Origin of the sequence: uncultured Schumannella sp., assembly GCF_905479755.1 — a bacterium.
Taxonomy (GTDB): Bacteria; Actinomycetota; Actinomycetes; order Actinomycetales; family Microbacteriaceae; genus DCRR01.
Map to the genome: position 1 here is coordinate 21,777 of NZ_CAJQNT010000027.1, position 13,556 is coordinate 35,332.

Genomic DNA, 13,556 nt, shown 5'->3' on the forward strand with positions numbered 1-13,556 from the left:
GCCTAGGAATCGTCCTCACCTAAGTCAAGACGGCGCGCCAAAAGAAGCGGCGGATCGCCGCCCGGCGGCCGCCGCTGTCGAGCCCGCGATTAGAGAATGCTCACCGGGTTGACGATGTCGGCGAAAATCAGGAACACGCTCATGAGCGCCAGCACCGTGGTGATCGTCAGGGTCACCGGGATGAGCTTGGCCGCATCGACGGGGCCCGGATCGGGGCGCCCGACGAGCTTGGCGATGCCGCGCCGAATCGATTCGACGATCGCGCCCGCGACGTGGCCGCCGTCGAGCGGCATGAGCGGAATCAGGTTGAACAGGAAGAGCGCCAGGTTCAGCCCGCCGAGCAGTTCGATCATGCCCGCGGCGCGATCGACCACCGGGATCGTGTCGAGGCTCGCGATCTCCCCCGCGATCCGGCCGACGCCGACAATGCCCACCGGCCCGTTCGGGTCGCGCTCGGTGCCCGAGAACGTCGACACCGCCAGCTCGTACAGGCGGCCCGGCAGGGTGATGATGACTTCCCCCACCGCGACGGCGCGATCCCAGACCGCCGGAATGACGGCGGTGACCGGCTCGGTCACCCGTTCGTAGGCGGGCGCGATGCCGACGAAGCCGACCGGCTCCAGCACCGGATCTCCGCTCGCATCGAGCACCATATCACCCGCGTCATCGAAGGTGTAGCGCTCGGTGAGGATCGGCGTCACGCTCAGCTCAGTCTCGGCGCCGTCGCGCAGCACGACGAACGAGATCGTCTCGTCGGGGTGCGCGCGGATGATCTCGGTCGCCTCGGTCCAGCCGGCGACCGCAACCCCGTCGACTTCGACGATCTGGTCCCCGGGCAGCAGACCGGCCGCCGCGCCGGGCGCCGCCGGATCGGTGTCGAGGCACTCCTGGCGCTCGCTCGTGATGGGTAGCACACAGGCGGAAACGCTGCCCACGGTGGTGCTCACCTGCGGGATTCCAAAGCCGCTGTAGACGATCCCGAAGAACAGGATCGCCAGCAGCAGGTTCATCGCCGGCCCGCCGAGCATGATGATGATGCGCTTCCAGGTCGCCAGCTTGTAGAAGGCGCGATTGTGCCCCTCTTCGAGTCCGTCCAGGGAGGCCTCGCGCGCCTCGGCGATCATCGTGCTGCCGCGGCGTGCGGGGGCATCCGCCTCCTGCATGACGGTGTCGAAGAAGCCGGTGCTCGCCGTGCGCGCCTTGCCTCCGGGCTTGGCCGGCGGGAACATCCCCGCCATGGAGATGTAGCCGCCGAGCGGGATCGCCTTCACGCCGTACTCGGTCTCGCCGAACTTCTTCGACCACAGCGTCGGCCCGAAGCCGATCATGTACTGGCCGACCTTGACGCCGAACTTCTTCGCCGGAACCAGGTGGCCGACCTCGTGCAGGCCGATCGAAAGCATCAATCCGACGAGCAGGATCAGCACGCCGAGCGCGTAAAGCAGGACCGTTTCCACGCGCTCAGGCTAATGCGCCCGAGCCGCGAATTGCCCGCAAACGCGCCCATACCTTGCTGTGCAATGTATAGTTCCCCAAGGTATCGAGGGAGTGTCATGCGAATCGACAAGGACCTGGTGGCGGCGATCGCCACCCCGCTCGTGCTCGCGATCCTGAGCGAGGGCGAGAACTACGGCTACGCCATTCTCCGCCGGGTGACCGAGCTCTCCGGCGGCGAACTCGAATGGACCGACGGCATGCTCTATCCGTTGCTGCATCGCCTGCACCGGCTGGGCTACGTCACCACCGAGTGGCGCAGCTCCGACGAAGGCCGGCGGCGCAAGTACTACGCGATCACCCCCGACGGCCGCCGCGCCCTGGGCGAACAGCGCTCGCAGTGGGCGACCGCCTCGGGCGCGCTGGAACGTGCCTTCGGCCGCCTCGACTTCGGCCTCGGGTCGGCGGTGACCGCGTGAGCGCCGCACTCGAGGCCCGGATCGCCGAGTGGCGCGCCTTCGCCACCCGCAGCCGCGCCGTCGACGCGGTCGATGCCGACGAGCTCGAGTCGCACCTGCGCGACTCGATCGATGCACTTCGCACGGCCGGGCTCGACGACGATGAGGCGTTCCTGGTCGCCGCGAAGCGCCTCGGCGCGCTCGACCCGATCTCCCGCGAGTTCGCGCGCGTGCACAGCGCCCGGCTCTGGAAGCAGCTCGTGCTCTCTGGGGTGGGACCGGAGGCGGCAGAGTCCGGTCGTGTGCGGCGACACGAGCTTTTCGTCGTGGTGGCTTTCGCCCTTGGCGCGGCGGTACTCGTGCAGCTTCTTCGCCTCGGAACCGGCGCCGTGAGCGCGGACTCCCCGTATGGCGCCGAGGGGTTCCGATGGTTCAGCGGACTGTTGCCCGCGGTGCTCGCGACGCCCGTCATCGGATACCTCGCCTGGCTGCGGCGTCTGAGCCTCGCCGAGATTGCGGCGCCCGCGGCGCTCGTGACGGTGACCACCCTCGCTCTGCTCATCCCGCCCTTCGATCTCGGCGGCCTCACAGCTCCGGTCGCCGCGCTCCACTCCCCGGTCGTGCTCTGGTTCGCGGTCGCGCTGACCTATCTCGGAACCGAGTGGCGGTCGTCAGAGCGCCGCATGGATGTTGTTCGCTTCACCGGCGAGTTCGCGATCTACGTCGTCCTCATCGTGCTCGGCGGCGGAGTGTTGTTCGGCCTGACGAGTGTCATCATCGGGGCGATCGCGCCAGACGCGGTGTCCGAGCTGGCGGCGTGGATCCTCCCCTCCGGGGGCGCGGCCTCGCTCGTGGTGGCGGCCTGGCTGGTGGAATCGAAGCAGAGCGTGATCGAGAACATCGCGCCCGTGCTGACGGCCATCTTCACGCCGCTGTTCGCGGTCATGCTCGCCATCTCGGCGGCGCTTTACGCCGCCTTCGGGATCGGCCGCGACTTCGACCGCGAGCTGCTCGCCACCTTCGACGTCGTGTTGGTGGTGGTGCTCGCTCTGCTGCTCTACGGCCTCTCGGCCCGGCGCCCTGAGACAGCCTCGAGGGTGATGGATGTGCTGCGGCTTGTCGCGATCGCGGCAGCCCTGGCGCTCGACGCTCTCGTATTGGGGTCGATGTTCGCGCGCATCGGTGAGTTCGGCTTCACGCCCAACCGAGTTGCGGCGCTCGGACTCAACGTGCTGCTCTTCGCCAACCTGGCGGTCGCGGCGGCCCTTGGAGTTCGCGCACTGCGAGGCCGCGGCACCCCCGCTGCCCCCGAGAGCTGGCAGACGCGCTACCTGCCCGTGTTCGGCGGCTGGGCGCTGCTCATGGTCGTCGCGCTCCCGCCGATGTTCGGCTACGCGTAGCGAACCAGCTCAGCCCGCGAGCAGGGCGTCGGCGCACTCGCGCGCCCACCGCTCCGCCTCGAGCACCGTCTCCAGGCTCAGCTCGGACTCCGGCTGGTGCGCCTCGACGACGCGCTCGACGGTCTCGAGGATGTCGAGGAACCCGATGGCGCCCGCATGGAACGCCTCGACCGCCTGCTCGTTGGCGGCGTTGAATACTGCGGGGAACGTGGCCCCGGCCGCGCCGACGCGCTTGGCGAGCGCGACGGCCGGGAACGCCTCCTCATCAAGGGGCGCGAACTCCCAGGCGGATGCCGCCGTCCAGTCGAGCGGAGCCCCGACGCCCGCCACCCGGTGCGGCCAGTCGAGGCCGAGCGAGATCGGCAGTCGCATGTCGGGCGGCGAGGCCTGGGCGATCGTCGAGCCGTCGACGAACTCGACCATCGAGTGCACGATCGACTGCGGGTGCACCGTCACCTCGATCCGCTCGTACGGCACGTCGAAGAGCAGGTGCGCCTCGATCACTTCGAGGCCCTTGTTGACGAGCGTCGCCGAGTTGGTGGTGATGACCTTGCCCATGTCCCAGGTGGGGTGGGCGAGCGCCTCCGCGGGCGTCACCTCGCGCAACTGCTCGCGGCTGCGACCGCGAAAGGGCCCCCCGGATGCGGTGAGCACCAGGCGGGCGACCTCGGCATCCGATCCGGCCCGCAGTGCTTGCGCGATCGCGGAGTGCTCGGAGTCGACCGGCACGATCTGCCCGGGCCTCGCGAGCGCCTTCACGAGCGGACCGCCGACGATCAGGCTCTCCTTATTGGCAAGCGCGAGCGTCGCCCCGGTCTCGAGCGCGGCGAGCGTCGGCGCGAGCCCGACCGAGCCGGTGATGCCGTTGAGCACGACGTCGGCGGGGGTGTCGCGCACCAGCTGCACCGCCTCGTCGACCCCGAGCGCGGTGCGCTCAACGCCGGTCGCGAGCACCTGTTCGGCGAGCTTCTCCTTGTTGCGGCCGGCGGCGAGCCCAACCAACTCGAAGCGGTCGGGGTTCGCGGCGATCACCTCGAGCGCCTGGACTCCGATGGAGCCGGTGGACCCGAGGACGATCACGCGACGCATGTGCGCCAGGTTACGCGCTGCGAACTCCGCAGCGCGAAACCCGGGCAGTGCGTCGGACTAGACCGCGGGCGTCGTGGCGAGGATGTCGACCACGAAGACGATCGTGTCGTCCTCTTCGATGCCGGCAGTCTCGTTGCCGCCGCTCGGGCCGTAGCCGAGGTCGGCTGGGATGATCACGACAACCTGCGAGCCGACGGCCTGGCCGACGAGCGCGTCACCGAAGCCCTCGATCACGCCCTCCGTCGAGAAGCTCGTCGGGCCGCTGCCCCAGCTCTCGTCGAAGATCTCGCCGGTGCGCCAGTTGATGCCCTGGTACTGCACCGTGACGGTGTCGCCGGCGGCAACGACGTCACCGTCGCCGACACGCGTGAGCGCGAGCGTGAGCTCGTCGGGGGCGTCCTCATCGGGAATGGTGACCGTCGGGCGGCCATCCGCGTCGAACTCGACCGAGAGCGGGAAGTCATCCGGCAGGTCCTGCTCTTCGCCATCCGCCGCGGTCGCCACGACATCCACGACATCAACGACGAAGATCACCGAATCGCCGGCCTCGATTCCGAAGTCCGCGTAGCCGAGGTCGCCGAAGGCATCGACGGATGCGACAACACTTGCGATCCGGTCGCCGACGCTCGCGCACTCCACGGTCTTCACGATCCCGGGAAGCGTGACCGCCTCATCGACAGTGAGCTGGATCGACCCGCCGGTCCCGAATCCGGTCGAGGTGGCGAGCTCACCCGTCACCGCGTTGTAGAGCGTGAAGTCGAGCAGCGCGAGGCTGCCGGCCTCCACCTGCTCGCCGTCACCCTCACTGACGATCGTGCGCTGCGTCTCCTCCACCGAGACGGGCGCGTCGATCGTGACAGTGGGCTCCTCGCCGAACGCCCCGACGACCGAAATGGCCTCCGACGTCGAGCCGGACGCGATCCCGACGCACGAACCGTCGCCGGTCGCGGTGTCAGTCTCGGTGCTCGTCGCGGTGCAACCCGCGAGGATGAGCGCGGCAGCGGTCACAGACAAAATGGGCAAGGCGGAACGCACGGGACTCCTCGGGGTTGTTTCGACCATCCTCGTGCACAAAGCTATGCCCGCGCTGTACGCCCCGCTGTCGGGTGCGAACTACTCTGGAGTCATGGAATTCAGCGTCCCGCAGGAGCGCAAGCTCGTCAGCGAACTCCCCGGCCCGAAGTCGATCGCCTTGCAGGAGCGTCGGGTCGCGAGCGTGTCGCGCGGCGCGGGAACCCTCGCCAACATCTACATGGACCACGGTGCCGGCGCGATCCTCGTCGACGTCGACGGCAACCAGCTCATCGACCTCGGCTGCGGCATCGGTGTGACCACCATCGGGCACGCCAACCCCGAGGTCGCCGAGGCCGCCTACGAGCAGTCCAAGAAGCTCACCCACACACTGTTCACCGTGACGCCGTACGAGAACTACGTGGCCGTCGCCGAGAAGCTCGCCGAGATCACCCCCGGCGACTTCGAGAAGCGCTCCGTCCTCGTCAACTCGGGCGCCGAAGCCGTCGAGAACGCGGTCAAGATCGCCCGCAAGTTCACGGGCCGCCGGGCGATCGTCTCCCTCGACCATGCCTTCCACGGCCGCACCAACCTGACGATGGCGATGACCTACCGCCCCTGGCCCGAGCGCGCCGGCATGGGCCCGTTCCCGGGCGAGTTGTACTCGGTGCCCGTCAGCTACCCGTTCCGTGACGGCCTCTCCGGCGAAGACGCCGCCGCGAAGACCATCGACTACATCACCACCCACATCGGCGCGAGCGAAGTTGCCGCGTTCTTCGTCGAGCCGATCCAGGGCGACGGCGGCATCGTCATCCCCGCGCCCGGCTACTTCGCCGCGATCAAAAAATTCTGCGACGACAACGGCATCGTCTTCGTCGCCGACGAGATCCAGGCGGGCATCGCCCGCACCGGCACCTGGTACTCGATCGAGCACCACGGCGTCGTGCCCGACCTCGTCACCACCGCGAAAGGCATCGCGGGCGGATTCCCCCTCGCCGCCGTCACCGGCCGCGCCGACATCATGGATGCCGTCCAACCCGGCGGCATCGGCGGCACCTTCGGCGGCAATCCGGTCTCGACCGCGGCCGCCCTCAAGGTGTTCGAAATCATCGAACGCGACAACCTGCTCGGCGAGGCGCTCCGCGTCGAGCGCGCGCTGCAGGCGCGCATCGGCGACTGGGCCGAAAGGTTCGACATCGTCGGCGAAGTGCGGGGCAAGGGCGCCATGTTCGGCGTCGAACTCGTCAAGCCCGGCACCCGCGATCCGAACCCGGAGGCGCTCAGCGCGGTGCTGAAGTTCGCGCTCGAGCGCGGAGTCATCCCCCTCGACGCGGGAAGCTGGGACTCGGTGCTGCGCATCATGCCGAGCGTCGTGATCAGCGAAGCGCTCATCGACGACGCGGCGACGGTGCTCGAAGAGGCCTTCGCCTCGCTCGGCTAGGCGCGATGAGCGTGACTTCGCCGCCGGAGACGGGGCGGCACCGACAACCGCGGCGGCGCCCGTGGGTGTCGCTCCTCGCCTCGCTGACCGTCATCGCGGTCGCCGCGATCGTGATCGCGCCCTGGGACGCGCAGCGCCGCCAGGTGATCGCCGACCAGATCACCGTCTGGACGAATCCGCCGAGCGCGGAGATCGAAGCGATCGCCGACGCGACGCTGCTCACCGAGGACGCCCGACGCGTGTTCTTCGCGAGCCTGCCCGTCATCGAGGAGGCCGAGACCTTCAACGAGCACTGCTCCATCGAGGGCGCGACCGTGCTCGGCTGCTACGCGGCGGAACGCATCTACGTCTTCAACGTCACCGACGACCGGCTCGCCGGGACGGTCGAAGTCACCGCCGTGCACGAGCTCATGCACGCGCTCTACGACCGGCTCTCGAGTTCGGAGCGGGAACGCGTGGATGCCCTGGTCGCCGCAGCGGTCGCCGAAATCCCCGACGACGACCCGGTGCGCGACGTGCTCGCCACCTACCCCGAATCGCAGCAGGCCGACGAGTGGCACGCACGGCTCGCGACCGAGTTCTCCGATATCGGCACCGAACTCGAAGAGTATTTCGCGCAGTATTTCGGCAACCGGCAGCTCGTCGTCGAACTCACCGCCCAATCGCGCGCCGCACTCACCGAACTGGAGAGCGAAATCGCCGCCCTCGTCGCGCAGATCGACGAGCTCGGCGCCGACCTCGAGAGCCGCGGAAACCGCTACGAGCAGCAGCTCGCGACACTCAACACGGAGATCGCCGACTTCAACCGGCGCGCCGACGCCGACGAGTTCGACAGCGCCGAACAGTTCAACTCGGAGCGCGCCGCCCTCCTCGCACGCAGCGACGCGCTCGAGGCCGACCGCATCGACCTCAACGCCGACACCGCCCGATACAACGAACTGGTCGCCGAGCTGAACGCCCTCGATGCGCGCTACGCCGACCTGTACTCGCAACTCTCCAGCACACAAGCCCCCTCGAACGTCGAGGATTAACCGCCGAACAGTCGTACGATCGGGTCACGAACTTCGAAGGAGAAGCGATGAGCGACACGATCTTGGGCAAACTCAGCGGCGGACCGCTCGGCGGCCAGACGCTGCCGCTCTCGGCGACCACGCTCGCCGAGGTCGACGACGAACTGATCCTGCCCTGGGAACAGGGACAACTGATCTACCGTCGCGCTGGCGAAGCCGAAAACACCGGCCCGCACGACGGGCCGACGATGGTGCCGTTCCGCTACGACGCCGAACACTCCGCCAACTCGGCCCCCGAAGACTAGGCGCGCACGACCAGTTCGGGCTCGTGCCGCACGGGGAAGTTCACCGAGTTGGCGATGAAGCAGAGCGCTCTCGCCTCGGCGTGGAGTTCGCGGGCCCGGTCCCGGTCCCCCGCCGAGATTGTGACGACGGGGCGCAGCACGGCCTCGCGAAAGCGGCCCGCGCCGTCCGCATCCACGACGAGGATGCCCGAGGCGGCATCGCGGTACTCCTCGACGACGACGCCCGCCGCCGTCGCCACATACAGATAGCTGAGCATGTGGCACTGGCTGAGCGCCGCGATGAGTTCCTCCTCCGGGTTCCAAAGCGCCGCATCCCCGTGAAAGACGCGCGCGCTCGACGCGCGGATCGCCTCTTTTCCGGGTGCGGAGATGATGTGCTCGCGACCGAAGCCCCGCGCGGTGCGGGTTCCCTCACCGCGGTTTCCCGTCCACTCGACGGAAACCGCAAACTCATGCGTGCTTTTCACCGGATTCCCTCTTTTCGGCGCGATCTTATTGCGCTTTTCGTCCAAATTCGTTGCACCCGGAGTCGTAGGATCTGAGCATGAGCGACACGCTGACCTCCCCCACGCTAGCCCCGGTCCCGACGATGCGTCGCGTCGTCACGGCCATCCCCGGGCCGAAGTCGGCGCAGCTGGAGGAGCGCCGACGCGCGGTCGTTTCGACGGGGGTCTCCTCCGCGCTCCCCGTCTACATCGCGCGCGCCCACGGCGCGATCCTCGTCGACGTTGACGACAATGCTCTGCTCGACCTGGGCGGCGGCATCGGCGTCACCACGATCGGTCACACCGACGACGCCGTCGTCGCTGCGGCGCGCGAACAGCTCGGCGATGTGACCCACACACTCTTCACGATCACGCCGTACGAGGAGTACATCCGCGTCGCAGAGCTGCTTGCCGAGCACACCCCGGGCGACTTCGCCAAGAAGACCGTGCTCGTCAACTCGGGCGCCGAAGCCGTCGAGAACGGCGTCAAGATCGCCCGCAAGTACACCGGGCGCTCCGGCGTCGCGGTGCTGGAACACGCCTATCACGGGCGCACCAACCTGACCATGGCGATGAACTTCAAGGCCATGCCCTACTCGCTCGGTTTCGGTCCCTTCGCCGGCGACGTCTACCGCGCCCCGAACTCCTACCCGCTGCACGACGGACTCACCGGCGAGCAGGCGGCGGCGCGCACGATCGCCTACCTGGAGAAGACCGTCGGCGCGGCCGATCTCGCCTGCCTCGTCGTGGAGCCGATCCAGGGCGAAGGCGGCTTCATCGTGCCCGCCGCGGGCTATCTGCCGGCGCTGCAGGAGTGGTGCACCGCCCACGGGATCGTGTTCATCGCCGACGAGATCCAGTCCGGCATGGCGCGCACCGGCCGCTACTTCGCGAGCGAACACTTCGGGTTGGTGCCCGACCTCGTGCTCTCGGCCAAGGGCATCGCGGGCGGCCTGCCGCTCGCGGGCGTCACCGGCCGGGCCGAGATCATGGATGCCGCCCAGCCCGGCGGCCTTGGCGGCACCTTCGGCGGCAACCCGGTCGCCTGCGCCGCCGCGATCGCCGTCTTCGAGCGCATCGAGAGCGACGACCTGCTCGCCGAGGCGACCCGTATCGAGGGTGTGCTCGTGCCCGCGCTCCGCGAGCTGCAGGCGCGCTTCCCCGTCATCCGCGAGGTGCGCGGCATCGGCGCGATGATCGCGATCGAGCTCGCCGACCCCGAGACCGGCGCGCCGAACGCGGCCGCCGTCGGCTCGCTCGTCGCGTACGCCGCGCAGCAGGGTGTGCTGCTGCTTTCGGCCGGCACGTACGGCAACGTGCTGCGCATGCTGCCCTCGCTCGCGATCACCGACGAGCAGCTGCACGACGCGCTCGGCGTGCTCGAGTCGGGCCTCGCCGCGCTCTAACCCCCACACCGACACCCCCGCGCCGACACCCTCGCGCCGAAACCCTCGCGCGCAAACTCGGAGATTCGGCACGCTCGTCCACGAGTCGTGGACGAAACGCCGGATTCTCCGACTTTGCGGAGGGAGCGCCGCATTCTCCGAGCTTGCGGAGGAAGCGCCGCAGGCATCCGACTCCAACCGACACCACTCAACCCCCCAAACAGGCCCGGCTCCCTCAGGCGCATCTCACCCGCGCGCAAACTCGGAGATTCGGCACGCTCGTCCACGAGTCGTGGACGAGACGCCGGATTCTCCGACTTTGCGGAGGAGGCGCGGGGTGGGCGCGGGGCGGGCGCGGGGCGCGGGACGGCGGCGCGGGGCGCCCCCGCGCGGCAACCGGCGCTCAGCCGAACAGCGAGGCGACCGCGTCGCGGAACGCGACCGTGTGACGCGCCACATCCTCGCTCGTGGTGGCCGGACACATGAGCGCCATGTTGTGAAACGGCGTGATCAGAATGCCGCGGTTCAGCGCGTGCAGGTGCAGGTACTGTTGCAGCTCGAAATCGTCGGCCTCGGCCGCCTCGCGACCGTCGCGCGGCGGCGTCGCGCGGAAGCTGTACTCGGCGCGGCACCCGAGCTGGGTGACCTGCCACGGCGCGTCGAACTCGTCGATGGAGGCCTGAACGCCCTCGGTCCACTCGCGGGCGCGCTCGATCATGCCCGGATACGCCTCGGCGGTGAGCACCTCGCCGAGCGTTGCTCGCACTCCCGCCATCGACAGGGCGTTTCCGGCGAGCGTGCCGCCGACTCCCCCGACGTCGAGATCCTCGCGCCCCTCCCCGCGCCAGTGCAGGCTCTCGGCCACCCGTTCGGCGAGAGCGTCGGTCATTCCCCACGCCGCCGCCGGGATGCCGCCCCCGATCGTCTTGCCGACCACCACGACATCGGGTCGAAGCCCGTCGCGCGCGGTCATTCCGCCAGGGCCCGCGCACAGGGTGTGCGTCTCGTCGATCACGAGGAGCGTGCCGCTCGCATCGCACGCGGCGCGAACCGCCTCGTGCCAGCCCGGCTCCGGCAGCACGATCCCGATGTTGGTGAGTGCCGGTTCGATGAGCACCGCGGCGACCTCGTGCGAGGCGAGCGCCGCCTCCATTGCCGGGATGTCGTTGAACGGCACCACAACCGTCGTCTCCGCCGGGTCCACGGGCGGGCCGATGTTGCCGCGCCGCGACACGACACGACCTTCCTCGTCGAGCGTGGCGTACGCCTCGTCGACGGTGCCGTGGTAGCAGTAGTCGATCACGAGCACCTTGGCGCGCCCGGTCGCCTGCCGCGCGTAGCGCAGCACATGGCGGTTGGCGTCGGTGGCGCTCAGCGTGAACTGCCAGCGCGGCAGCCCGAAGCGCTCGGCCAGCAGACCGGCGGCGGACGCCGCATCCGCGGTCGGAAGCATGAAAGTGGATCCGCGACGCAACTGCGCGGTGATCGCGGCCACCGACTTCTCGGGAGCGTGCCCGACCATCGCGCCGGTGTCACCGAGGCACAGGTCGACGTGGTCGATCCCGTCAGCGCACTCGAAGTGCGCCCCCGCCGCGGCCACCACATAGGGAGGCCACGGGCCCGGCCACTTCGCCATCCAGAGCATCGGCACCCCGTCGGGCAGGTGTTCGCGCCCCGCCTCGAACAGCCGCCGGGATTCGGGGCGCGCCGCGGCGTAGCGCGCCAGTTCGTCCTCGAACAGTCGCGCGAGCCGCTGCCGGTCGGCGTACATTCTTCTAGCCGGACTTCGCGAGTTTCTTGCGCCGCGCCGCCGCCGAGAGCTGCGAGACCACGACAAGAACGATGGCCGCGAAGAACACCGCCGAGGCGATCACGTTCGCCTGCGCGGGGATGCCGCGGGCGGCCGCTGTGTAGACGTACTTCGGGAAGGTCACCGCCGCCCCCGAGTTGAAGTTCGTGATGATGAAGTCATCGAAGCTGAGCGCGAAGGAGAGCAGCGCCGCGGCGATGATGCCGGGAAGCAGCAGCGGGAAGGTGATCCGCCAGAACACCTGCCCGGGGCTCGCATACAGGTCGCGCCCCGCCTCTTCGAGCGCCGGATCAAGGCTCGCCACCCGGGCGCGCACCGTCACCACGACGAAGCTGATGCAGAACATCGTGTGGGCGATGATGATCGTCAGCAGGCCCTTCGGGATGCCCGCCGAGAGGAACTGAGCGGCAAGCCCGGCGCCGAGCACGACCTCGGGCGTCGCCATCGGCAGGAAAAGCAAGAGCGTGGTCGCGGCCCGGAACTTGAAGCGGTAGCGCACGAGCGCGATCGCCATCGCCGTGCCGAGCGTTGTCGCGGCGATCGTCGCGGCGCCCCCAACGAGGATGCTGTTGCCGAAGGCGACGCAGACCTCCGGCTGGTCGCAGATGTTCAGCCAGTTGTCGAACGTGAAGCCGCGCCAGACGATATTGGTGCGCCGCACGTCGTTGAACGAGAACACGATCGTGTAGGCGATCGGGATCAGCAAGAACACGAGCGCGAGGATCGAGTAGGCGCCGAGGCCCCACTTGCCCACGCCGAGACGGAACGGGGCACGCTTGGGCGCCGGACGCGTCGCCGTGACGGAATTGCTCACAACAGGTCCTCCGTTCCACTGCGGCGCACGTAGATGCTGACCAGCACGAGGATCGCCGCCATCAACACGATCGAGAGCGCGGCGGCCGCGGGGAAGTTCTGCAGCACCAGGAAGTTCGCCTCGATCACGTTTCCGATCATCACCGTGTCGGTCGATCCGAGGAAGTCGCGGCTCGCGTTGATGTAGTCACCGGCCGCGGGGATGAAGGTCAGCAGCGTTCCGGAGATGACACCCGGCAGCGACAGCGGCACCGTCACCCGCAGGAAGGTGCTCGTCGGGCTCGCGTACAGGTCTCCGCCCGCCTCCACGTACCGCAGATCCAGCCGCTCCAGCGAGGTGTAGATCGGCAGCGTCATGAACGGGATGAAGTTGTAGGTCAGACCGAAGATCACCGAGAACGGGGTGCCGGTGATGTAGTCGCCGGGGGCCATGAGCGAGAGCGCCTGCAGCGCCCCGACGACGACGCCCTCGTCGGAGAAGATCTGCTTCCAGGCGAGCGTGCGCAGCAGGAAGCTGATGAAGAACGGCGCGATCACCAGGGTGAGCGCGAGCGCCTGCCAGAGCGGGAAGCGACGCAGTTTGACGCCGATGAAGTACGCCAAGGGGTAGCCGATGATGAGAGCGAAGAACGTCGCCGTCGCCGCATACCCGAACGAGCGGATGATCACCGGCCAGTAGGTCTCGATGACCGTGACGTAGTTCTCCCACTTGAACGCGTAGTCGTACTGCCCGATATCCCCGAACTCTCGGGGCGCCTGCAGGCTCGTCAGGATGAGCGAGAACAGGGGGACGAGGAAGAACAGCAGCAGGTAGAACGCGCCCGGCAGCAGCAGAAACAGCGCGACCGGGCTCCGCCGACGGACCGCCGGTTCCGTGACGGTCGCGGGCGTTCCGGCGAAGGCTCCGAAGGCCAT

At 68.8% G+C, this 13,556-nt stretch carries 13 protein-coding genes; 6 read left to right on the forward strand and 7 right to left on the reverse strand.

What is annotated here, in order from left to right; translation table 11 throughout:
- Positions 1 to 89 precede the first annotated feature (89 nt).
- Positions 90 to 1,457, reverse strand: coding sequence for an RIP metalloprotease (locus QZ258_RS07775; RefSeq protein WP_294180233.1), 1,368 nt, complete (start codon positions 1,455 to 1,457; stop codon positions 90 to 92).
- Between the two features lie 96 nt (positions 1,458 to 1,553).
- On the opposite strand from QZ258_RS07775, the gene QZ258_RS07780 reads away from it, so the two are divergent.
- Both QZ258_RS07780 and QZ258_RS07785 read left to right on the forward strand, forming a co-directional pair.
- Positions 1,554 to 1,913, forward strand: a complete 360-nt coding sequence (locus tag QZ258_RS07780) for a PadR family transcriptional regulator (RefSeq protein WP_294180234.1) — start codon at positions 1,554 to 1,556, stop codon at positions 1,911 to 1,913.
- Positions 1,910 to 3,292, forward strand: coding sequence for a permease prefix domain 1-containing protein (locus QZ258_RS07785; RefSeq protein ID WP_294180236.1), 1,383 nt, complete (start codon positions 1,910 to 1,912; stop codon positions 3,290 to 3,292). The genes QZ258_RS07780 and QZ258_RS07785 overlap by 4 nt, the downstream gene beginning before the upstream one ends.
- Positions 3,293 to 3,301: 9 nt before the next feature.
- Here QZ258_RS07785 and dxr read toward each other — a convergent pair whose 3' ends face one another.
- On the reverse strand, positions 3,302 to 4,381 hold the full coding sequence (dxr, locus tag QZ258_RS07790; RefSeq protein ID WP_294180237.1) for a 1-deoxy-D-xylulose-5-phosphate reductoisomerase: 1,080 nt from the start codon (positions 4,379 to 4,381) through the stop codon (positions 3,302 to 3,304).
- Positions 4,382 to 4,438: 57 nt separating this feature from the next.
- Positions 4,439 to 5,416 (reverse strand): FKBP-type peptidyl-prolyl cis-trans isomerase, encoded by a 978-nt coding sequence (locus tag QZ258_RS07795; protein ID WP_294180239.1) that lies wholly within the window; start codon positions 5,414 to 5,416, stop codon positions 4,439 to 4,441.
- A 91-nt stretch (positions 5,417 to 5,507) separates the two neighbouring features.
- Here QZ258_RS07795 and QZ258_RS07800 point away from each other — a divergent pair, with 91 nt between their 5' ends.
- Genes QZ258_RS07800 through QZ258_RS07810 form a run of 3 tightly spaced genes read left to right on the forward strand, consistent with a single transcriptional unit; the run spans position 5,508 to position 8,148 of the window.
- Positions 5,508 to 6,833, forward strand: coding sequence for an aminotransferase class III-fold pyridoxal phosphate-dependent enzyme (locus tag QZ258_RS07800; RefSeq protein ID WP_294180241.1), 1,326 nt, complete (start codon positions 5,508 to 5,510; stop codon positions 6,831 to 6,833).
- 11 nt (positions 6,834 to 6,844) lie between these two features.
- Positions 6,845 to 7,864, forward strand: coding sequence for a hypothetical protein (locus tag QZ258_RS07805; protein WP_294180242.1), 1,020 nt, complete (start codon positions 6,845 to 6,847; stop codon positions 7,862 to 7,864).
- Between the two features lie 47 nt (positions 7,865 to 7,911).
- The gene (locus tag QZ258_RS07810; RefSeq protein WP_294180244.1) at positions 7,912 to 8,148 is read left to right on the forward strand and encodes a response regulator; all 237 of its coding nucleotides are present in this window, start codon (positions 7,912 to 7,914) and stop codon (positions 8,146 to 8,148) included.
- Here QZ258_RS07810 and QZ258_RS07815 read toward each other — a convergent pair.
- The gene (locus QZ258_RS07815; RefSeq protein WP_294180246.1) at positions 8,145 to 8,615 is read right to left on the reverse strand and encodes an OsmC family protein; all 471 of its coding nucleotides are present in this window, start codon (positions 8,613 to 8,615) and stop codon (positions 8,145 to 8,147) included. The two genes, QZ258_RS07810 and QZ258_RS07815, sit on opposite strands and share 4 nt — an antisense overlap.
- Before the next feature lie 77 nt (positions 8,616 to 8,692).
- Between QZ258_RS07815 and gabT the strand changes: the two genes are divergently transcribed.
- Positions 8,693 to 10,039 (forward strand): 4-aminobutyrate--2-oxoglutarate transaminase, encoded by a 1,347-nt coding sequence (gene gabT / locus QZ258_RS07820; RefSeq protein ID WP_294180248.1) that lies wholly within the window; start codon positions 8,693 to 8,695, stop codon positions 10,037 to 10,039.
- 382 nt (positions 10,040 to 10,421) lie between these two features.
- Here the strand turns inward: gabT and QZ258_RS07825 are convergent, their stop codons facing one another.
- From QZ258_RS07825 to QZ258_RS07835, 3 genes are read right to left on the reverse strand one after another with little or no spacing between them, the layout of a single operon-like run.
- A complete protein-coding gene (locus QZ258_RS07825) occupies positions 10,422 to 11,789 on the reverse strand; it encodes a transaminase (RefSeq protein ID WP_294180250.1) in 1,368 nt (455 codons plus the stop codon).
- Between the two features lie 4 nt (positions 11,790 to 11,793).
- Positions 11,794 to 12,582, reverse strand: coding sequence for an ABC transporter permease (locus QZ258_RS07830; protein ID WP_294180351.1), 789 nt, complete (start codon positions 12,580 to 12,582; stop codon positions 11,794 to 11,796).
- Between the two features lie 56 nt (positions 12,583 to 12,638).
- Positions 12,639 to 13,556, reverse strand: a complete 918-nt coding sequence (locus QZ258_RS07835) for an ABC transporter permease (RefSeq protein WP_294180252.1) — start codon at positions 13,554 to 13,556, stop codon at positions 12,639 to 12,641.